At 67.0% G+C, this 16,573-nt stretch carries 28 protein-coding genes; all 28 read left to right on the top strand.

Going from position 1 to position 16,573, the window contains the following annotated elements; translation table 11 throughout:
• Nucleotides 1-24: 24 nt before the first annotated feature.
• The 28 genes from ACW14Y_RS17875 (at nt 25) to rpmJ (ending at nt 16,405) form a co-directional block, all read left to right on the top strand.
• A complete protein-coding gene (locus tag ACW14Y_RS17875; RefSeq protein WP_380384131.1) occupies nt 25-1,839 on the top strand; it encodes a hypothetical protein in 1,815 nt (604 codons plus the stop codon).
• A gap of 402 nt (nt 1,840-2,241) precedes the next feature.
• Nucleotides 2,242-2,550 (top strand): 30S ribosomal protein S10, encoded by a 309-nt coding sequence (rpsJ, locus tag ACW14Y_RS17870; RefSeq protein ID WP_012785157.1) that lies wholly within the window; start codon nt 2,242-2,244, stop codon nt 2,548-2,550.
• Nucleotides 2,551-2,564: 14 nt separating this feature from the next.
• On the top strand, nt 2,565-3,212 hold the full coding sequence (rplC, locus tag ACW14Y_RS17865) for a 50S ribosomal protein L3 (protein ID WP_266269907.1): 648 nt from the start codon (nt 2,565-2,567) through the stop codon (nt 3,210-3,212).
• 5 nt (nt 3,213-3,217) lie between these two features.
• Complete coding sequence (gene rplD / locus ACW14Y_RS17860) at nt 3,218-3,895, top strand: 50S ribosomal protein L4 (protein WP_380301305.1); 678 nt, start codon at nt 3,218-3,220, stop codon at nt 3,893-3,895.
• On the top strand, nt 3,895-4,215 hold the full coding sequence (gene rplW, locus ACW14Y_RS17855) for a 50S ribosomal protein L23 (protein ID WP_030393296.1): 321 nt from the start codon (nt 3,895-3,897) through the stop codon (nt 4,213-4,215). The genes rplD and rplW overlap by 1 nt, the downstream gene beginning before the upstream one ends.
• A 36-nt stretch (nt 4,216-4,251) precedes the next feature.
• Nucleotides 4,252-5,088 carry a 50S ribosomal protein L2 gene (gene rplB / locus ACW14Y_RS17850; protein ID WP_030393297.1) on the top strand — a complete coding sequence of 279 codons (837 nt, stop codon included), beginning with the start codon at nt 4,252-4,254 and terminating at the stop codon, nt 5,086-5,088.
• Nucleotides 5,089-5,099: 11 nt separating this feature from the next.
• Complete coding sequence (gene rpsS, locus ACW14Y_RS17845) at nt 5,100-5,381, top strand: 30S ribosomal protein S19 (RefSeq protein ID WP_030055821.1); 282 nt, start codon at nt 5,100-5,102, stop codon at nt 5,379-5,381.
• Between the two features lie 57 nt (nt 5,382-5,438).
• The gene (gene rplV, locus ACW14Y_RS17840) at nt 5,439-5,786 is read left to right on the top strand and encodes a 50S ribosomal protein L22 (RefSeq protein ID WP_030055822.1); all 348 of its coding nucleotides are present in this window, start codon (nt 5,439-5,441) and stop codon (nt 5,784-5,786) included.
• Nucleotides 5,786-6,610 carry a 30S ribosomal protein S3 gene (gene rpsC, locus ACW14Y_RS17835; RefSeq protein ID WP_380301303.1) on the top strand — a complete coding sequence of 275 codons (825 nt, stop codon included), beginning with the start codon at nt 5,786-5,788 and terminating at the stop codon, nt 6,608-6,610. Before rplV ends, rpsC begins: the two co-directional genes overlap by 1 nt.
• Nucleotides 6,611-6,615: 5 nt before the next feature.
• Entirely contained in the window at nt 6,616-7,035 is a 420-nt protein-coding gene (gene rplP, locus ACW14Y_RS17830; RefSeq protein ID WP_030055824.1) for a 50S ribosomal protein L16, read from the top strand.
• A complete protein-coding gene (gene rpmC / locus ACW14Y_RS17825; RefSeq protein WP_030393300.1) occupies nt 7,035-7,259 on the top strand; it encodes a 50S ribosomal protein L29 in 225 nt (74 codons plus the stop codon). Before rplP ends, rpmC begins: the two co-directional genes overlap by 1 nt.
• Complete coding sequence (gene rpsQ / locus ACW14Y_RS17820; RefSeq protein ID WP_030055826.1) at nt 7,259-7,531, top strand: 30S ribosomal protein S17; 273 nt, start codon at nt 7,259-7,261, stop codon at nt 7,529-7,531. The genes rpmC and rpsQ overlap by 1 nt, the downstream gene beginning before the upstream one ends.
• 102 nt (nt 7,532-7,633) lie before the next feature.
• Complete coding sequence (gene rplN, locus ACW14Y_RS17815) at nt 7,634-8,005, top strand: 50S ribosomal protein L14 (RefSeq protein WP_030393301.1); 372 nt, start codon at nt 7,634-7,636, stop codon at nt 8,003-8,005.
• A 15-nt stretch (nt 8,006-8,020) separates the two neighbouring features.
• Nucleotides 8,021-8,332 (top strand): 50S ribosomal protein L24, encoded by a 312-nt coding sequence (gene rplX / locus ACW14Y_RS17810; RefSeq protein WP_030055828.1) that lies wholly within the window; start codon nt 8,021-8,023, stop codon nt 8,330-8,332.
• Nucleotides 8,332-8,901, top strand: coding sequence for a 50S ribosomal protein L5 (gene rplE / locus ACW14Y_RS17805; RefSeq protein WP_030393302.1), 570 nt, complete (start codon nt 8,332-8,334; stop codon nt 8,899-8,901). Before rplX ends, rplE begins: the two co-directional genes overlap by 1 nt.
• A gap of 4 nt (nt 8,902-8,905) precedes the next feature.
• The gene (locus ACW14Y_RS17800; RefSeq protein WP_030393303.1) at nt 8,906-9,091 is read left to right on the top strand and encodes a type Z 30S ribosomal protein S14; all 186 of its coding nucleotides are present in this window, start codon (nt 8,906-8,908) and stop codon (nt 9,089-9,091) included.
• A gap of 286 nt (nt 9,092-9,377) precedes the next feature.
• Nucleotides 9,378-9,785, top strand: coding sequence for a 30S ribosomal protein S8 (gene rpsH / locus ACW14Y_RS17795; protein WP_030055831.1), 408 nt, complete (start codon nt 9,378-9,380; stop codon nt 9,783-9,785).
• A gap of 22 nt (nt 9,786-9,807) precedes the next feature.
• A complete protein-coding gene (gene rplF / locus ACW14Y_RS17790) occupies nt 9,808-10,347 on the top strand; it encodes a 50S ribosomal protein L6 (protein WP_030393304.1) in 540 nt (179 codons plus the stop codon).
• A gap of 3 nt (nt 10,348-10,350) precedes the next feature.
• Nucleotides 10,351-10,734 carry a 50S ribosomal protein L18 gene (gene rplR / locus ACW14Y_RS17785; RefSeq protein WP_030393305.1) on the top strand — a complete coding sequence of 128 codons (384 nt, stop codon included), beginning with the start codon at nt 10,351-10,353 and terminating at the stop codon, nt 10,732-10,734.
• A 48-nt stretch (nt 10,735-10,782) separates the two neighbouring features.
• A complete protein-coding gene (gene rpsE, locus ACW14Y_RS17780; RefSeq protein ID WP_030393306.1) occupies nt 10,783-11,403 on the top strand; it encodes a 30S ribosomal protein S5 in 621 nt (206 codons plus the stop codon).
• On the top strand, nt 11,403-11,585 hold the full coding sequence (rpmD, locus tag ACW14Y_RS17775) for a 50S ribosomal protein L30 (protein WP_030251557.1): 183 nt from the start codon (nt 11,403-11,405) through the stop codon (nt 11,583-11,585). The genes rpsE and rpmD overlap by 1 nt, the downstream gene beginning before the upstream one ends.
• Before the next feature lie 2 nt (nt 11,586-11,587).
• Entirely contained in the window at nt 11,588-12,040 is a 453-nt protein-coding gene (gene rplO, locus ACW14Y_RS17770; RefSeq protein WP_266269904.1) for a 50S ribosomal protein L15, read from the top strand.
• A 330-nt stretch (nt 12,041-12,370) separates the two neighbouring features.
• Nucleotides 12,371-13,681: a preprotein translocase subunit SecY gene (secY, locus tag ACW14Y_RS17765; RefSeq protein ID WP_093861721.1), complete on the top strand. Its 1,311-nt coding sequence runs from the start codon at nt 12,371-12,373 to the stop codon at nt 13,679-13,681.
• Nucleotides 13,681-14,334, top strand: a complete 654-nt coding sequence (locus ACW14Y_RS17760) for an adenylate kinase (protein WP_380301298.1) — start codon at nt 13,681-13,683, stop codon at nt 14,332-14,334. The genes secY and ACW14Y_RS17760 overlap by 1 nt, the downstream gene beginning before the upstream one ends.
• Before the next feature lie 130 nt (nt 14,335-14,464).
• Nucleotides 14,465-15,307, top strand: coding sequence for a type I methionyl aminopeptidase (map, locus tag ACW14Y_RS17755; protein ID WP_380301335.1), 843 nt, complete (start codon nt 14,465-14,467; stop codon nt 15,305-15,307).
• Nucleotides 15,308-15,421: 114 nt separating this feature from the next.
• Nucleotides 15,422-15,865, top strand: a complete 444-nt coding sequence (gene mscL / locus ACW14Y_RS17750; protein WP_266269901.1) for a large conductance mechanosensitive channel protein MscL — start codon at nt 15,422-15,424, stop codon at nt 15,863-15,865.
• A gap of 171 nt (nt 15,866-16,036) precedes the next feature.
• Complete coding sequence (gene infA, locus ACW14Y_RS17745; RefSeq protein WP_003956442.1) at nt 16,037-16,258, top strand: translation initiation factor IF-1; 222 nt, start codon at nt 16,037-16,039, stop codon at nt 16,256-16,258.
• A gap of 33 nt (nt 16,259-16,291) precedes the next feature.
• Nucleotides 16,292-16,405 (top strand): 50S ribosomal protein L36, encoded by a 114-nt coding sequence (gene rpmJ, locus ACW14Y_RS17740; protein ID WP_003956441.1) that lies wholly within the window; start codon nt 16,292-16,294, stop codon nt 16,403-16,405.
• Nucleotides 16,406-16,573: the final 168 nt, after the last annotated feature.

The raw sequence follows: 16,573 nt of genomic DNA, 5'->3' as shown, positions 1-16,573 counted from the left end.
GGCCGCCCGACGGAATGGACTGAGATGACGAACCTGGCCCCCGAAGCGGTCGACAGCGCCGCGAGCACCGATCGCGACAGCGCGCCGCCACCGGAGGCGGGCGCGAGGGCGGGCGGAACCGCCCTGCTGCAGCGGCGCTCGGTCCAGATCACCGCCGAGGTCGTCGTCAGCGTCGCGGCCGCGCTCCTCCTCACCCTGCTGTGCACCCGCATCTCCGTGAACCCGCTGAACCGGATCGGCCAGGTCAGCGGACTGGCGAAGATCCAGCTGTTCGCGGCGCTGCTCGGTCTGCCGGTGCTCGCGGCACTGGTCTATACCGCCTACCGCGGTGCGGCGCTCCGGCACCGGCTGGTCCAGCGGCTGGTCTGCGGGGCGATCGCGGGCCTGGCGACCGGCGTGGTCGCCGGGGGAGTGGTGGTCGCGCTGCGCGGCACCCCGTGGCCGCTCGGCGGCCAGGAGGGCGACCCCAGCCAGCTGATCCACATGGCCACGTCGATCCTCGACGACAAGGGGCTGCCCGGCGTCTACCCGCCGCTGTTCCCCGGGCTGATCGCCCTTTGGGCGAAGCTCAACTACGGCGGGATCGGCGGCGAGGGCTACGCCCTGCACGATCTGCAGATCTTCTTCACCGCGGTGGCCGGGCCGATGAGCTACCTGGCCTGGCGGCTCATGCTGCGGCCGTTCTGGGCGCTGGCCGTCGCGGTGCCCTCGGTGCTGGTCTTCCTGGACCCGATCCGGCCCTACAGCCACGTCACCATGATCGTCCTGGTGCCGCTGCTGGCGGCCTGCCTGCGCGAGCTGCGCCGGGCCGGCGAGCTGTCCGTCCGCTCGGTGCTGCTGCGCGGCGCGGGCTTCGGCGCGATCTTCGGGGTGCTGTTCCTCTACTACTCGGGCTGGTACCTCTGGTCGGCGCCGGGCATCTTCGTGCTGACCCTGTTCCTGTTCCCGTGGCGCGGCGGCGGCCGCGCCGTCCGGCGGACGCTGCTGTTCGTGGGCACCACGGTGGGCCTCGCGGGGGCCATCGGTTCGCCGCTGCTGTACCAGATCGCCAAGGAAGGGGCGACGACCCCGGACCGGTACGCCTACATCGTCAACTACGTCGACCCGGCCTACGTGCTCGGCTGGCTGTCGGACCGCTCCGGCCAGGAGACGTACCACACCTGGCCGCAGGCGGGCGAGATGGCCGGCCAGACCGGCTTCGCGCTGCTGCTGGTCGCCGCGGTCGGCATCGGCATCGGGGTCGGGCTGCGCAGCCTGGTGGTCCGGGTGGCGGCGGCCGTGCTCGTCGGCGCCTGGCTGATGCGCTTCTACTACGCCTCGCACATGGCGCACGACCAGATGGTCCAGCTCTACCCGCGGACGACCTGGATCATCATGTACTGCCTGATCGTCCTGGCGGTGACCGGTCTGATGGCCGCCACCGACCGGGGGCGGGGCTGGGCCGAGCGGTCGTTCCGCTCGGTCGGCCGCACCGAGGCGGCGGGCCCGGTCGTCCCGCTCCGCGGCACCCGGCAGCTCGCGGCCGGCCTGGTCTGCGCCCTGGCGCTGTTCGCCACCATGGGCGCCTCCTGGTCGGTGGACCGCTACATGCCCCAGGACGAGAAGACCAACACGATGGGCATCGACGCCTGGCGGGCGCACAACATCAAGAAGCAGGACGGCAGCTGCCCGAAGTTCGCGCCGGTGAAGTCGGAGACGCCGCAGCGGCCCTGCGCCGACCCGATCGTCAAGGACTGGGAGCCGGAGCAGGACAAGAAGTCGCTCCACTGCGCCGGGGTGTCGACCGAGGACTGGCCCGTGGTCTGCGGCAGGATCGCTCCCTGGGTGACCCAGAAGTAGTCCGCCCCCGAGGGTGCGCCCCCGACCGGGGCCGGTGAGGCCTGCCTCACCGGCCCCGATTGGCTTTCCGGCTCCCACCTGTGGCAGTATGTCCAAGTTGCTCGGTTGAGTGCCGATGCTGCGCGCCTCCCGCCGGGAGGACCGGAAGCGAGTCCCATCTACTCGTCGTTCCCGTGATGGCCGTCAAGCGTGTGTGTTACGCCACGGCAGCTGCGGGGCGAAAGTACGGGAATCTTCCGGGAAGCGTGTGCGGGGTCTCAGCCCGGCTTCTCCCCCTGTACCGAAAGTTTGAAACCGACGAGTCAATCGCCGGTTTTTTGCAAGCGCGAGTGCGACACGCCCGAGCGCGGGGGTCGGAGGAGGAGTCGTGCAGCGACTTGACAGAAGGACTACAAGGTAGCCATGGCGGGACAGAAGATCCGCATCCGGCTCAAGGCCTACGACCACGAGGTCATCGACTCCTCGGCGAAGAAGATCGTCGAGACGGTGATCCGTACTGGTGCGCAGGTCGCAGGCCCGGTGCCGCTGCCCACTGAGAAGAACGTGTACTGCGTCATCCGCTCGCCGCACAAGTACAAGGACTCGCGCGAGCACTTCGAGATGCGCACTCACAAGCGTCTGATCGACATCCTCGACCCCACGCCGAAGACGGTTGACTCGCTGATGCGTCTCGACCTGCCGGCCGGCGTCGACATCGAGATCAAGCTCTGAGAGGCGCACCGAAGATGGCTAAGCAGATTAAGGGCATCCTGGGCGAGAAGCTCGGCATGACCCAGGTCTGGGACGAGAACAACCGGGTCGTCCCGGTGACCGTCGTCAAGGCTGGGCCCAATGTCGTGACCCAGGTCCACACCGCCGACAGCCCGGCCGGCTACGACGCCGTCCAGATCGGCTTCGGCGAGATCGACCCCCGCAAGGTGAACAAGCCCCTCGCGGGTCACTTCGCCAAGGCCGGTGTCACCCCGCGCCGCCACCTGGTCGAGCTCCGTACCTCGGACGCGTCCGAGTACACCCTGGGCCAGGAGATCACCGCCGAGCTGTTCGAGGCGGGTGTCAAGGTCGACGTGACCGGCACCTCCAAGGGCAAGGGCTTCGCCGGTGTCATGAAGCGCCACAACTTCCGGGGCCTCGGCGCCGGTCACGGTGTGCAGCGCAAGCACCGTTCGCCCGGTTCCATCGGTGGCTGCGCCACCCCGGGCCGCGTGTTCAAGGGCCTGAAGATGGCCGGCCGGATGGGTCACGAGCGCGTGACCACCCAGAACCTGACCGTGCACGCGGTTGACGCGGAGAAGGGTCTGCTCCTTATCAAGGGTGCGATCCCGGGCCCGAACGGCGGCCTCATCCTCGTCCGCACCGCGGCGAAGGGGCTGTGAAGGATATGAGCACCATTGACATCCTGTCGCCCTCGGGTGACAAGACCGGCAGCCTCGAGCTGCCGGCCGAGATCTTCGACGCGAAGGTCAGCGTTCCGCTGATGCACCAGGTCGTCGTGGCGCAGCTCGCTGCGGCCCGTCAGGGCACCCACAAGACCAAGACTCGTGGCGAGGTCCGCGGTGGCGGCCGCAAGCCGTACCGCCAGAAGGGCACCGGCCGCGCCCGTCAGGGCTCGACCCGTGCGCCGCAGTTCGCCGGCGGTGGCGTCGTGCACGGTCCCGTGCCGCGTGACTACTCGCAGCGGACCCCGAAGAAGATGATCGCCGCCGCTCTGCGTGGCGCGCTCACCGACCGGGCCCGCCACAACCGCATCCACGTCGTCACCGACGTGATCGCGGCCGAGGCGCCGTCGACCAAGGCCGCCAAGGGTCTGTTCGGCAAGATCACCGAGCGCAAGAACATCCTCCTCGTCGTCGAGCGCGCCGACGAGCTGGGTCTGAAGAGCGCCCGCAACCTGCCGAACGTGCACATCCTGGACGCCGGTCAGCTGAACACCTACGACGTGCTCGTCTCCGACGATGTGGTCTTCACCCAGGCCGCCTTCGAGCGTTTCGTGGCGGGTCCCGCCGCGTCCGCCAAGGCCGTTGCTGCTGAGGGCGAGCTCGAAGGGAGCGCCGCCTGATGGCTGCAGAGATCACGAGCAAGACGTTCACGGACCCCCGTGATGTCCTGGTGAAGCCGGTTATCTCGGAGAAGAGCTACTCGCTCCTCGACGAGAACAAGTACACGTTCGTCGTGTCGCCCGGTGCCAACAAGACCCAGATCAAGCAGGCCGTCGAGGCGGTCTTCTCGGTCAAGGTCGAGTCCGTCAACACGCTCAACCGTCAGGGCAAGCGCAAGCGCTCCAAGACGGGTTTTGGCAAGCGCAAGGACACCAAGCGCGCCATCGTGACGCTGGCTGAGGGCAACCGCATCGACATCTTCGGTGGTCCGACCTCCTGACGGAGGCCGTGATCGTCGATCAAGACGAGGACGAAAATGGGTATCCGCAAGTACAAGCCGACTACGCCGGGCCGCCGTGGCTCCAGCGTGGCCGACTTCGTCGAAATCACGCGGTCCACGCCGGAGAAGTCGCTGGTTCGCCCCCTGCACAGCAAGGGCGGCCGTAACAACGCCGGTCGGATCACCGTTCGCCACCAGGGTGGCGGGCACAAGCGCGCCTACCGTGTGATCGACTTCCGTCGTCACGACAAGGACGGCGTGCCGGCCAAGGTCGCGCACATCGAGTACGACCCGAACCGCACCGCGCGCATCGCGCTGCTGCACTACGCGGACGGCGAGAAGCGCTACATCATCGCGCCGCGCGGCATCACGCAGGGCGACCGGATCGAGAACGGCGCTGGCGCCGACATCAAGCCGGGCAACAACCTGCCGCTGCGCAACATCCCGGTCGGTACCACCATCCACGCGGTGGAGCTGCGTCCCGGTGGCGGTGCCAAGCTGGCCCGCTCCGCCGGCTCCGGCATCCAGCTGCTGGCGCGTGAGGGCAAGATGGCGCACCTGCGCATGCCCTCCGGTGAGATCCGCCTGGTGGACGCGCGCTGCCGCGCGACCGTCGGCGAGGTCGGCAACGCCGAGCAGTCGAACATCAACTGGGGCAAGGCCGGCCGTATGCGCTGGAAGGGCGTTCGCCCGACCGTGCGTGGTGTGGCCATGAACCCGATCGACCACCCGCACGGTGGTGGTGAGGGTAAGACCTCCGGTGGTCGCCACCCGGTCTCGCCGTGGGGCCAGAAGGAGGGTCGTACCCGTCGCCCGAAGAAGGCGTCGGACGCTCTCATCGTGCGCCGCCGCAAGACCAACAAGAAGCGCTAGGAGCAGGTCAGATGCCGCGCAGTCTCAAGAAGGGCCCCTTCATCGACGGCCACCTTCTCAAGAAGGTGGACGCGCAGAACGAGGCGGGTACCCAGAACGTCATCAAGACCTGGTCCCGTCGCTCCGTGATCTTCCCGGCCATGCTCGGCCACACGATCGCGGTTCACGATGGTCGCAAGCACGTCCCGGTGTTCGTCACCGAGTCGATGGTCGGCCACAAGCTGGGCGAGTTCGCTCCGACCCGCACCTTCCGCGGCCACGTCAAGGACGACCGCAAGTCGAAGCGTCGCTAGTCGCCTGAGCTTCACCGCCAGACCGACTCAATGACTTACTCCATTAAGGGGACAACCATGGAAGCCAGGGCCCAGGCGCGGTACATCCGCGTCACGCCCATGAAGGCCCGCCGCGTGGTGGACCTCATCCGTGGCCTGCCGGCCACGGAGGCCCAGGCCGTCCTGCGTTTCGCTCCGCAGGCCGCCACCGTGCCGGTCGGCAAGGTGCTCGACAGCGCCATTGCCAACGCCGCGCACAACTACAACCACTCCAACGTGGACGACCTCGTCATCAGCGAGGCGTACGTTGACGAGGGTCCGACCCTGAAGCGGTTCCGCCCGCGTGCCCAGGGCCGCGCCTACCGGATCCGCAAGCGGACCAGCCACATCACCGTGGTCGTCAGCAGCAAGGAAGGGACCCGGTAATGGGCCAGAAGGTTAACCCGCACGGGTTCCGCCTCGGCATCAGCACGGACTTCAAGTCCCGCTGGTACGCCGACAAGCTGTACAAGGACTACGTCAAGGAAGACGTTGCCATTCGTCGCATGATGACGAAGGGCATGGAGCGCGCCGGCATCTCCAAGGTCGAGATCGAGCGCACCCGCGACCGCGTCCGCGTCGACATCCACACCGCTCGCCCCGGCATCGTCATCGGTCGCCGTGGCACCGAGGCCGACCGCATCCGCGGCGACCTCGAGAAGCTGACCGGCAAGCAGGTCCAGCTGAACATCCTCGAGGTCAAGAACCCCGAGCTGGACGCCCAGCTCGTGGCTCAGGGCGTCGCGGAGCAGCTGTCCTCCCGCGTCTCCTTCCGTCGTGCCATGCGCAAGTCGATGCAGGGCACCATGAAGTCCGGCGCCAAGGGCATCAAGGTCCAGTGCTCCGGTCGTCTCGGCGGCGCCGAGATGAGCCGTTCGGAGTTCTACCGCGAGGGTCGTGTGCCGCTGCACACCCTTCGTGCGAACGTCGACTACGGCTTCTTCGAGGCCAAGACCACCTTCGGCCGCATCGGCGTGAAGGTCTGGATCTACAAGGGCGACGTCAAGAACATCGCCGAGGTCCGCGCTGAGAACGCCGCTGCCCGCTCGGGCAACCGCCCGGCCCGTCCCGAGGGTGGTCGTCCCGCCCGCGGTGGCGAGCGCCGTGGTGGCGAGCGCGGTGGCCGTGGCCGTCGCCCCGCCGCTTCCGAGGCCCCCGCGGCTTCGGTCAGCGAGGCTCCGGCTGCCGAGAACACCGGAACGGAGGCCTGACCGTCATGCTGATCCCCCGTCGGGTCAAGCACCGTAAGCAGCACCACCCGAAGCGCCGCGGCGCTGCCAAGGGTGGCACCGAACTCGCGTTCGGCGAGTACGGCATCCAGGCCGTCACCCCGGCCTACGTGACGAACCGGCAGATCGAGTCCGCTCGTATCGCCGTCACCCGTCACATCAAGCGTGGCGGCAAGGTCTGGATCAACATCTACCCGGACCGTCCGCTCACCAAGAAGCCGGCCGAGACCCGCATGGGTTCCGGTAAGGGTTCGCCCGAGTGGTGGATCGCGAACGTGCACCCGGGTCGGGTCATGTTCGAGCTGTCGTACCCCAACGAGAAGGTGGCTCGTGAGGCGCTGACCCGCGCAGCTCACAAGCTCCCGATGAAGTGCCGGATCATCCGGCGCGAGGCAGGTGAGAGCTGATGTCGGCCGGCACCAAGGCTGCTGAGCTTCGCGAGCTGGACAACGAGGGTCTCGTTGCCAAGCTCCGTGAGGCCAAGGAGGAGCTGTTCAACCTCCGCTTCCAGGCGGCGACCGGGCAGCTCGACAACCACGGACGGCTCAAGCTCGTCCGTAAGGACATCGCGCGGATCTACACCCTGATGCGCGAGCGCGAGCTGGGCATCGAGACGGTGGAGAGCGCCTGATGACTGAGAACACCAACGAGACGCGCGGTTTCCGCAAGACCCGTGAGGGTCTCGTCGTCAGCGACAAGATGGACAAGACCGTCGTCGTCGCCGTCGAGGACCGCGTCAAGCACGCTCTGTACGGCAAGGTCATCCGCCGTACGAACAAGCTGAAGGCGCACGACGAGGCGAACGCCTGCGGCATCGGCGACCGGGTCCTCCTCGCGGAGACCCGCCCGCTGTCCGCGACGAAGCGCTGGCGCGTCGTCGAGATCCTCGAGAAGGCCAAGTAACGAAGTTGATGCGGTACGGCCGTATGTGCACCAGGTCCCTCGCGGGCGCTGGTGTGAGCAGCGGCCGGCCCGTCAGCTCTCGTTGACGATCAGGAGAAAGCTGTGATCCAGCAGGAGTCGCGACTGCGAGTCGCCGACAACACGGGCGCGAAGGAAATCCTTTGCATCCGCGTTCTCGGTGGTTCCGGTCGCCGCTACGCCGGCATCGGGGACGTCATCGTCGCGACCGTCAAGGACGCGATCCCCGGCGGTTCGGTCAAGAAGGGTGACGTCGTCAAGTGCGTCGTCGTCCGCACCGTGAAGTCGCGCCGTCGTCCCGACGGTTCGTACATCCGGTTCGACGAGAACGCCGCTGTCGTCCTCAAGAACACCGATGGCGACCCCCGCGGTACCCGCATCTTCGGCCCGGTGGGCCGCGAGCTGCGCGACAAGAAGTTCATGAAGATCATCTCGCTTGCGCCGGAGGTGCTCTAACTCATGGCGAACAGCATGAAGATCAAGAAGGGTGACCTGGTCCAGGTCATCACCGGCAAGGACCGCGGCAAGCAGGGCAAGGTCATTCAGGCCATGCCCGCCGAGAACAAGGTCCTGGTCGAGGGTGTCAACCGGGTCAAGAAGCACACCAAGCCGGGCCCGGGCACTCAGGGTGGCATTGTCACCGTCGAGGCCCCGGTGCACGTCTCCAACGTCCAGCTGGTCGTGGAGAAGGACGGCAAGAAGGTCGTCACCCGCGTTGGCTACCGCTTCGACGACGAGGGCAACAAGATCCGCGTTGCCAAGCGAACCGGTGAGGACATCTGATGTCTGAGACGACTGTTGAGAAGGTGACCCCCCGTCTCAAGGAGCGTTACAACTCCGAGATCAAGGGTCAGCTGCAGGAGCAGTTCTCGTACGAGAACGTCATGCTGACGCCCGGCCTGGTCAAGGTCGTCGTCAACATGGGTGTCGGCGAGGCCGCTCGTGACAGCAAGCTGATCGAGGGCGCGATCCGCGACCTCACCGCGATCACCGGCCAGAAGCCGGCCGTGACCAAGGCTCGCAAGTCCATCGCGCAGTTCAAGCTGCGTGAGGGCCAGCCGATCGGCACCCACGTCACCCTCCGCGGTGACCGCATGTGGGAGTTCCTGGACCGTCTGGTTTCGCTGGCCCTGCCGCGAATCCGTGACTTCCGCGGCCTCTCGCCGAAGCAGTTCGACGGCCGTGGCAACTACACCTTCGGTCTGACCGAGCAGGTTATGTTCCACGAGATCGACCAGGACAAGGTCGACCGTCAGCGCGGTATGGACATCACCGTCGTGACCACCGCTCAGACCGACGACGAGGGCCGGGCGCTCCTGCGTGCTCTGGGCTTCCCGTTCAAGGAGGCGTGAGCCAATGGCGAAGAAGTCCCTCATCGCAAAGGCCGAGCGGAAGCCGAAGTTCGGCGTCCGGGCCTACACCCGGTGCCAGCGCTGCGGTCGCCCGCACTCGGTGTACCGCAAGTTCGGCCTCTGCCGTGTCTGCCTCCGTGAGATGGCGCACCGCGGCGAGCTGCCGGGCGTGACCAAGAGCTCCTGGTAGTCCTCTTCACCGAGGAGAGCCAGGTGCCCTAGGCACCCAGCGAAGCAGAGGTGCCCGATCCCACACCGGCCCGTTTTGGGCCTGCCGTACGGAGTCCCGTAAGGTAGTGGGGTCGGGCCCCCTGCCACGGCTTCCCCATGGATGTCCGTGGCCCTCTTGGGAGAGGGCTCGCACCCAGTCTTACGACGTCGCAGGTCCCCTGCGCTTGTGCCCCTGACGAACTCGGAAGAGTCCGGCAGGGGGACCTGGCGCGGAGAAACCGCGGCGAGAGAGGCCTGAGGCCATCATGACCATGACCGACCCCATCGCAGACATGCTCACGCGTCTGCGTAACGCGAACTCGGCGTACCACGACTCCGTGGCGATGCCGGCCAGCAAGATCAAGGCGCACGTCGCCGAGATCCTGCAGCAGGAGGGGTACATCTCCTCCTACAAGGTTGAGGAGCCGGTTGAGGGCGAGGTCGGCAAGAAGCTGACCATCGAGCTCAAGTTCGGCCCCAACCGTGAGCGCTCCATTGCCGGCATCAAGCGCATCAGCAAGCCGGGTCTGCGCGTTTACGCAAAGTCCACCAACCTGCCGAAGGTTCTCGGCGGCCTGGGCGTGGCGATCATCTCCACGTCCTCCGGCCTCCTGACCGACAAGCAGGCCGCCAAGAAGGGCGTAGGCGGAGAAGTTCTCGCCTACGTCTGGTAATTCGGGAAACGGAGGTACAGCAATGTCGCGCATTGGACGGCTGCCCATCCAGGTCCCCGCTGGCGTGGACGTCACCATCGATGGCCAGACGGTCTCGGTGAAGGGTCCGAAGGGCTCCCTCACCCACGTCGTCGCCGCGCCGATCGAGATCGGCAAGGGCGAGGACGGCATTCTGGCTGTCACCCGCCCCAACGACGAGCGTCAGTCGAAGGCCCTGCACGGCCTGACCCGCACGCTGGTGGCGAACATGATCACCGGTGTGACCGCGGGCTACCGCAAGTCGCTGGAGATCAGCGGTGTCGGCTACCGAGTTCTGGCGAAGGGCTCCGACATGGAGTTCCAGCTGGGCTACAGCCACCCGATCCTCGTTGAGGCCCCCGAGGGCATCTCCTTCGTCGTCGAGTCGGCCACCAAGTTCCACGTGGACGGCATCGACAAGCAGAAGGTCGGCGAGGTCGCCGCGAAGATCCGCAAGCTGCGCAAGCCCGACCCGTACAAGGCCAAGGGTGTCAAGTACGCGGGCGAGGTTATCCGCCGCAAGGTCGGAAAGAGTGGTAAGTAAGCGATGAGTGTCTCTGTCAAGATCGGCAAGGGCAACGCCTACAAGAGCGCCGCTCGCAAGCGCCGCGCGATCCGCGTTCGCAAGCGCGTCGTCGGCAACGAGGTGCGTCCGCGCCTCGTCGTGACGCGCTCGAACCGTCACATGGTCGCCCAGGTCATCGACGACGCCAAGGGTCACACCCTGGCGTCGGCGTCCACCCTCGACGTGTCCATCAAGGGCGCCGAGGGCGACAAGACCGAGCTGGCCAAGAAGGTCGGGAGCCTGGTCGCCGAGCGCGCCAAGGCTGCCGGCATCGAGTCGGTCGTCTTCGACCGCGCGGGCAACCGGTACGCCGGCCGCATCGCCGCCCTGGCGGACGCGGCCCGCGAGGCCGGGCTCGACTTCTAAGCCGCTCGTCGACTCTGTCGGCGGACGTAATCGAGAGAGGTAATTCCAATGGCTGGACCCCAGCGCCGCGGTAGCGGCGCCGGCGGCGGCACCGGTGGCGAGCGGCGCGACCGTAAGCGTGACGACCGGGGCAACGCCCCCGCCGTCGAGAAGACCGCTTACGTCGAGCGCGTCGTCGCGATCAACCGTGTCGCCAAGGTTGTCAAGGGTGGTCGTCGTTTCTCCTTCACCGCGCTGGTCGTGGTGGGCGATGGCGATGGCACCGTGGGTGTCGGTTACGGGAAGGCGAAGGAGGTTCCGGCCGCCATCGCCAAGGGTGTTGAGGAGGCCAAGAAGAACTTCTTCAAGGTCCCCCGTATCCAGGGCACCATCCCCCACCCGATCCAGGGTGAGAAGGCCGCCGGCGTCGTGCTCCTGAAGCCCGCCGCCCCCGGTACCGGTGTTATCGCCGGTGGTCCGGTGCGCGCCGTCCTGGAGTGCGCCGGCATCCACGACATCCTGTCGAAGTCGCTCGGCTCGGACAACGCGATCAACATCGTGCACGCCACCGTGGCCGCTCTGAAGGGCCTCGTGCGCCCCGAGGAGATCGCGGCCCGTCGTGGTCTGCCGCTGGAGGACGTGGCCCCCGCCGCTCTGCTGCGGGCGCGTGCTGCTGGGGTGAGCGCCTGATGGCTCGCCTCAAGATCACGCAGACCAAGTCGTACATCGGCAGCAAGCAGAATCACCGTGACACCCTGCGTTCGCTTGGTCTCAAGCGCATGCACGACGTCGTGGTGAAGGAGGACCGTCCCGAGATCCGCGGGATGGCCCAGACCGTTCGTCACCTCGTGACGGTTGAGGAGGTGGACTGATCATGGGCGAGAACCCGATCAAGATCCACAACCTGCGTCCCGCCCCGGGTGCCAAGACCGACAAGATCCGCGTGGGTCGTGGCGAGGCGTCCAAGGGTAAGACCGCTGGTCGTGGTACCAAGGGCACCAAGGCCCGCTACCAGGTTCCGCAGCGCTTCGAGGGTGGCCAGATGCCGCTCCACATGCGCCTGCCGAAGCTGAAGGGCTTCAAGAACCCGTTCAAGATCACGTTCCAGGTCGTCAACCTCGACAAGCTGGCCGAGCTCTACCCGCAGGGTGGCGCGGTCACGGTCGAGGACCTGGTCGCCAAGGGCGCGGTTCGCAAGAACTCCCTCGTCAAGGTGCTCGGCACCGGCGAGATCTCGGTTGCCCTGCAGGTGACGGTCGACGCCGTCTCCGGCACCGCCACCGAGAAGATCGTCGCCGCCGGCGGCACCGTCACCGAGCTCGTCTGAGCCCGCTGACTTCGTGAGCCCCGCGTTTCCCGTTCAGGGAAGCGCGGGGCTCACGCCTTTTCCGGACTTTTCCCGCGCCGCGGCGGTCCGGATTGATGCGAACGGTCCCTCGTTCTTTTGTGTGGCAAAACCGGGCATCCCGTACCCCATGAGTGGGGGAGAGGGCGTACGCGCTTCTTTCGAGTGGCCGTGCACTGTTAGAGTCCGTGGAGTTCCCTTGTAGGCTGCGCGCAGGCTCGCCTGTGCCGTCTGTACGGGGCCCGAACCGCAAACTCCCCATTCCAGGACCGACCCTCCCGCCGACGACGTGCGGGAGGCGCAGGAGGCACCGTGCTCAGTGCGTTCGCGCGGGCGTTCCAGACGCCCGACCTGCGCAAGAAGCTGCTGTTCACGCTGGGCATCATGGTGCTGTTCCGGCTGGGCTCGCACGTTCCCGTACCCGGGGTCGACTTCGAGGCGGTTCACGCCTGCATCAAGGAGACCAAGAACAACGGGCTCTTCGGCCTGGTGAACCTGTTCTCCGGCGGCGCTCTGCTCCAGTTGACGATCTTCGCCCTCGGCATCATGCCGTACATCACGGCGAGCATCATCCTCCAGCTCCTCACGGTCGTGATCCCACGACTCGAGGCGCTGAAGAAGGAGGGGCAGGCCGGCCAGGCGAAGATCACCCAGTACACCCGCTACCTGACCATCGCGCTGGCGGTTCTCCAGGGCACCGGAATCGTGGCGACCGCGTCCAGCGGCGCCCTCTTCTCCGGGTGCGTCTACGCCAACCAGATCGTCCCGGACACCGGGGTCTTCCGGATCGCCGTGATGGTCCTGACCATGACCGCCGGCACCACGGTGATCATGTGGCTCGGTGAGCTCATCACCGACCGGGGCATCGGCAACGGCATGTCGCTGCTGATCTTCACCTCGATCGCCGCGCAGTTCCCCACCTCGATGTGGGCGATCAAGCAGTCCGGCACCATCGGCGGCGGCTGGGTCGAGTTCCTCTCGGTCATCGCGATCGGCGTCATCGTTGTGATGCTCGTCATCTTCGTCGAGCAGGCACAGCGCCGGATCCCGGTGCAGTACGCGAAGCGGATGATCGGCCGTCGGGCCTTCGGCGGTACGTCGACCTACATCCCGCTCAAGGTGAACCAGGCCGGTGTCATCCCGGTCATCTTCGCCTCGTCGCTGCTGTACATCCCCGCCCTGGTGGTTCAGCTGACCAACAGTCAGTCGAGCTGGGCGGTCTGGATCACCAAGCACTTCGTCCGCGGTGACCACCCGGTCTACATGGCCACGTACTTCCTGCTGATCGTCTTCTTCGCCTTCTTCTACGTCGCGATCTCCTTCAACCCCGAAGAAGTTGCCGACAACATGAAGAAGTATGGTGGGTTCATCCCGGGTATCCGGGCCGGCCGCCCGACGGCCGAGTACCTGAACTACGTGCTCACCCGCATCACGTGGCCGGGTTCGCTCTACCTGGGCCTGATCGCGTTGATCCCGATGATCGCCCTGGTCGCCTTCGGACAGCAGACCAACTTCCCGTTCGGCGGCACCAGCGTGCTCATCGTCGTCGGCGTCGGACTCGAAACTGTGAAGCAGATCGAGAGCCAGCTCCAGCAGCGCAATTACGAAGGGTTCCTCCGCTGATGCGTATCGTCCTCGTCGGACCCCCCGGGGCCGGGAAGGGTACTCAGGCGCACCTGCTCGCCAAGACCCTGTCCATCCCCCACATCTCGACCGGCGACCTGTTCCGCGCCAACATCGGCCAGGGCACCCCGCTGGGTGTCGAGGCCAAGAGCTACATGGACGCGGGCCGCCTGGTGCCCGACGAGGTCACCATCGCGATGGCCAAGGACCGCATGCTCCAGGAGGACGCCGCCAACGGCTTCCTGCTGGACGGTTTCCCGCGGAACCTGGGCCAGGCGAAGGCGCTGGACGAGTTCCTCGCCGAGCAGGGCATCGCGCTGGACGGCGTGCTGGACCTGGAGGTCCCCGAGGACGAGGTCGTCCGCCGGATCGCCGGCCGCCGGCTGTGCCGCAACGACGGCGGCCACGTGTTCCACGCGGTCTACAACCCGCCGAAGACCGAGGGCGTCTGCGACGAGTGCGGCGGCGAGCTGTACCAGCGCTCGGACGACACCGAGGACAAGGTGCGGACCCGGCTGGAGGTCTACCACACGGAGACCGAGCCGATCATCGACTACTACCGCCAGCAGGGTCTGATCGCCACGATCCCCGCGCTCGGCAAGGTGGACGAGGTCACCACGCGCGCGATCGAGGCGCTGAAGCAGAACAGCTGAGTTTTTCAGCGACGTACGTACGGCCGCGCTGCCCGCCCATGGGCAGCGCGGCCGTACGGCGTCGTACGGTGGAACGAGTGCACGGCCGCCGGCAAGGACCGCGCGGGAACCCAAGGAAGGCGTGACCCAGATGGTGGAGATCAAGACCCCCGACCAGATCGCGAAGATGCGAGCGGCCGGGCTGGTCGTCGCCGAGGCGCTCAAGGCGTGCCGCGAGGCGGTCGCCCCGGGAATCACCACCCAGGAGCTCAACGACATCGCGGACAAGGTCATCACCGGCCACGGTGCGACCTCGAACTTCCGGGCGGACCACGGCGGCCTGTGGTTCCCGGGCGTGATCTGCGCCTCGGTGAACAACGAGGTCGTCCACGGCATCCCCGGCGAGCGGGTGCTCCAGGAGGGCGACCTCATCTCGATCGACTGCGGCGCGATCCTGGACGGCTGGCACGGCGACGCGGCGATCTCGGTCGCGGTCGGCGAGGTGAGCCCCGAGGTCGAGATGCTGAGCCGGGTCACCGAGGGTTCGATGTGGGCGGGCATCGCCCAGATGCGCAAGGGCAACCGCCTGGTCGACGTCTCCAAGGCGATCGAGGGCTTCATCCGCCGCCAGCCGCTGCCGCCCAAGGGCAAGTGGGGCATCACCGAGGGCTACGGCGGCCACGGCATCGGCACCGCGATGCACATGGAGCCGCACGTGCTGAACTACGTCGAGCGCGGCCGGGGCAAGGGCATGAAGCTCGTTCCCGGCACCGTGCTGGCGATCGAGCCGATGGTCTCGCTGGGCACCCCGCACACCTCGGTGCTGGAGGACGACTGGACCGTGGTCACCAACGACGGCACCTGGGCCTCGCACTGGGAGCACTCGGTGGCGGTCACCGAGGAGGGCCCGCTGGTGCTCACCGCCTTCGACGGCGGCAAGGAGATGCTGGCCAGGCTGGGTGTCACGGCCGCGCCGGACCCGCTCGGTTCGTAGTCGACCGCGCCGGCCGCCGGCCCGGCGAAGGACCTGAAGCCCTGGAGGTTTGGACCTCCAGGGCTTTTGTCCTATTTTTATGCGCTGGCAGTGGCTTCGAGCGAGGAGAGTGCAGTGTTCAAGGGATTCCGCGACTTCATGATGCGCGGCAACGTGGTCGACATGGCGGTCGGTGTCGTCATCGGTGCCGCGTTCACCGGTGTGGTGACCGGCTTCGTGTCCGCCTTCCTCACCCCGCTGGTGGGCGTGGTGGTCGGCGCCGCCGGCGACTTCGGCTCGTACAAGGCGACCATCGCCGGCGTGACCTTCCCGTACGGGCAGTTCCTCAACGTGCTGATCGCGTTCTTCATGACCGCCGCGGTGCTCTACTTCTGCGTGGTCCTGCCGGTGACCAAGGCGACCGCCCGGTACATGCCGAAGAAGCCGAAGACCCCGAAGCGCCCGTGCCCGGAGTGCCTGACCGAGATCCCCGAGGCCGCCCGCCGCTGCTCCGCCTGCACCGCCCACGTCGATCCGCTGGCCGTCCCGGTCGTGCCGGCCGCCGCGACCGGCCGCTGACGGGAACCCCCGTTTTGGTGCATCCCTCGCGCTGGCGTAGGATGGACCGTCGGCTCACTCGTAGCGTGCTCCAGCACGCCCTCTTCCCCCTCGTCGGGGTCGGGGTGGACCCAGGTTCGCACGAGCGTGCCGCATACGGTAGCCGGTCCCGGAAGGTGGATCTCGCAGTTCATGGCTAAGAAGCAAGGCGCCATTGAGATCGAGGGCACCGTGATCGAGTCTCTTCCGAACGCGATGTTCAAGGTCGAGCTGCAGAACGGTCACAAGGTCCTCGCGCACATCAGTGGCAAGATGCGCATGCACTACATCCGCATCCTGCCGGACGACCGGGTCGTGGTGGAGCTCAGCCCCTACGACCTGACGCGTGGCCGGATCGTCTACCGCTACAAGTAAGAACGCCAGATCTAGACCCGGAGAACCTGAAGCATGAAGGTCAAGCCGAGCGTCAAGAAGATCTGCGACAAGTGCAAGGTGATCCGCCGTCACGGCCGGGTCATGGTGATCTGCGACAACCTGCGCCACAAGCAGCGCCAGGGCTGATCTCTCCCGCATTTCTCGTAGTACTTCGCGCGACGCGAAAAACGTCATAAGCGGGCCACCCGATCCGTCCAGGACGGACTGCCGCCCCCGGTCAGAGGCCGGGGCTCCCTCACCGTGAGGTGTCGGAGTAGGTGGCTCGCCAGACCTCTGAAAAAACACAGGAGCCTT

Source organism: Kitasatospora sp. cg17-2 (assembly GCF_054031055.1).
Note: the sequence above shows the minus strand (reverse complement) of the source record. Positions and strands in the feature narration are given on the sequence as shown.

What these genes read in the sequence shown, in the direction of transcription:
- rplW (WP_030393296.1), top strand. Translation starts at nt 3,895, where the DNA reads ATGGCTGCAGAGATCACGAGCAAGACGTTCACGGACCCCCGTGATGTC.
- rplO (WP_266269904.1), top strand. Translation starts at nt 11,588, where the DNA reads ATGGGCGAGAACCCGATCAAGATCCACAACCTGCGTCCCGCCCCGGGT.
- infA (WP_003956442.1), top strand. Translation starts at nt 16,037, where the DNA reads ATGGCTAAGAAGCAAGGCGCCATTGAGATCGAGGGCACCGTGATCGAG.
- ACW14Y_RS17760 (WP_380301298.1), top strand. Translation starts at nt 13,681, where the DNA reads ATGCGTATCGTCCTCGTCGGACCCCCCGGGGCCGGGAAGGGTACTCAG.
- rplR (WP_030393305.1), top strand. Translation starts at nt 10,351, where the DNA reads ATGAGTGTCTCTGTCAAGATCGGCAAGGGCAACGCCTACAAGAGCGCC.
- rpsQ (WP_030055826.1), top strand. Translation starts at nt 7,259, where the DNA reads ATGACTGAGAACACCAACGAGACGCGCGGTTTCCGCAAGACCCGTGAG.
- rpsC (WP_380301303.1), top strand. Translation starts at nt 5,786, where the DNA reads ATGGGCCAGAAGGTTAACCCGCACGGGTTCCGCCTCGGCATCAGCACG.
- rplE (WP_030393302.1), top strand. Translation starts at nt 8,332, where the DNA reads ATGTCTGAGACGACTGTTGAGAAGGTGACCCCCCGTCTCAAGGAGCGT.
- ACW14Y_RS17875 (WP_380384131.1), top strand. Translation starts at nt 25, where the DNA reads ATGACGAACCTGGCCCCCGAAGCGGTCGACAGCGCCGCGAGCACCGAT.
- rpsS (WP_030055821.1), top strand. Translation starts at nt 5,100, where the DNA reads ATGCCGCGCAGTCTCAAGAAGGGCCCCTTCATCGACGGCCACCTTCTC.
- rplB (WP_030393297.1), top strand. Translation starts at nt 4,252, where the DNA reads ATGGGTATCCGCAAGTACAAGCCGACTACGCCGGGCCGCCGTGGCTCC.
- map (WP_380301335.1), top strand. Translation starts at nt 14,465, where the DNA reads ATGGTGGAGATCAAGACCCCCGACCAGATCGCGAAGATGCGAGCGGCC.
- rplD (WP_380301305.1), top strand. Translation starts at nt 3,218, where the DNA reads ATGAGCACCATTGACATCCTGTCGCCCTCGGGTGACAAGACCGGCAGC.
- rplV (WP_030055822.1), top strand. Translation starts at nt 5,439, where the DNA reads ATGGAAGCCAGGGCCCAGGCGCGGTACATCCGCGTCACGCCCATGAAG.
- rplF (WP_030393304.1), top strand. Translation starts at nt 9,808, where the DNA reads ATGTCGCGCATTGGACGGCTGCCCATCCAGGTCCCCGCTGGCGTGGAC.
- rpmD (WP_030251557.1), top strand. Translation starts at nt 11,403, where the DNA reads ATGGCTCGCCTCAAGATCACGCAGACCAAGTCGTACATCGGCAGCAAG.
- rplC (WP_266269907.1), top strand. Translation starts at nt 2,565, where the DNA reads ATGGCTAAGCAGATTAAGGGCATCCTGGGCGAGAAGCTCGGCATGACC.
- rpsJ (WP_012785157.1), top strand. Translation starts at nt 2,242, where the DNA reads ATGGCGGGACAGAAGATCCGCATCCGGCTCAAGGCCTACGACCACGAG.
- rpmJ (WP_003956441.1), top strand. Translation starts at nt 16,292, where the DNA reads ATGAAGGTCAAGCCGAGCGTCAAGAAGATCTGCGACAAGTGCAAGGTG.
- ACW14Y_RS17800 (WP_030393303.1), top strand. Translation starts at nt 8,906, where the DNA reads ATGGCGAAGAAGTCCCTCATCGCAAAGGCCGAGCGGAAGCCGAAGTTC.
- rpmC (WP_030393300.1), top strand. Translation starts at nt 7,035, where the DNA reads ATGTCGGCCGGCACCAAGGCTGCTGAGCTTCGCGAGCTGGACAACGAG.
- rpsE (WP_030393306.1), top strand. Translation starts at nt 10,783, where the DNA reads ATGGCTGGACCCCAGCGCCGCGGTAGCGGCGCCGGCGGCGGCACCGGT.
- rpsH (WP_030055831.1), top strand. Translation starts at nt 9,378, where the DNA reads ATGACCATGACCGACCCCATCGCAGACATGCTCACGCGTCTGCGTAAC.
- rplX (WP_030055828.1), top strand. Translation starts at nt 8,021, where the DNA reads ATGAAGATCAAGAAGGGTGACCTGGTCCAGGTCATCACCGGCAAGGAC.
- rplP (WP_030055824.1), top strand. Translation starts at nt 6,616, where the DNA reads ATGCTGATCCCCCGTCGGGTCAAGCACCGTAAGCAGCACCACCCGAAG.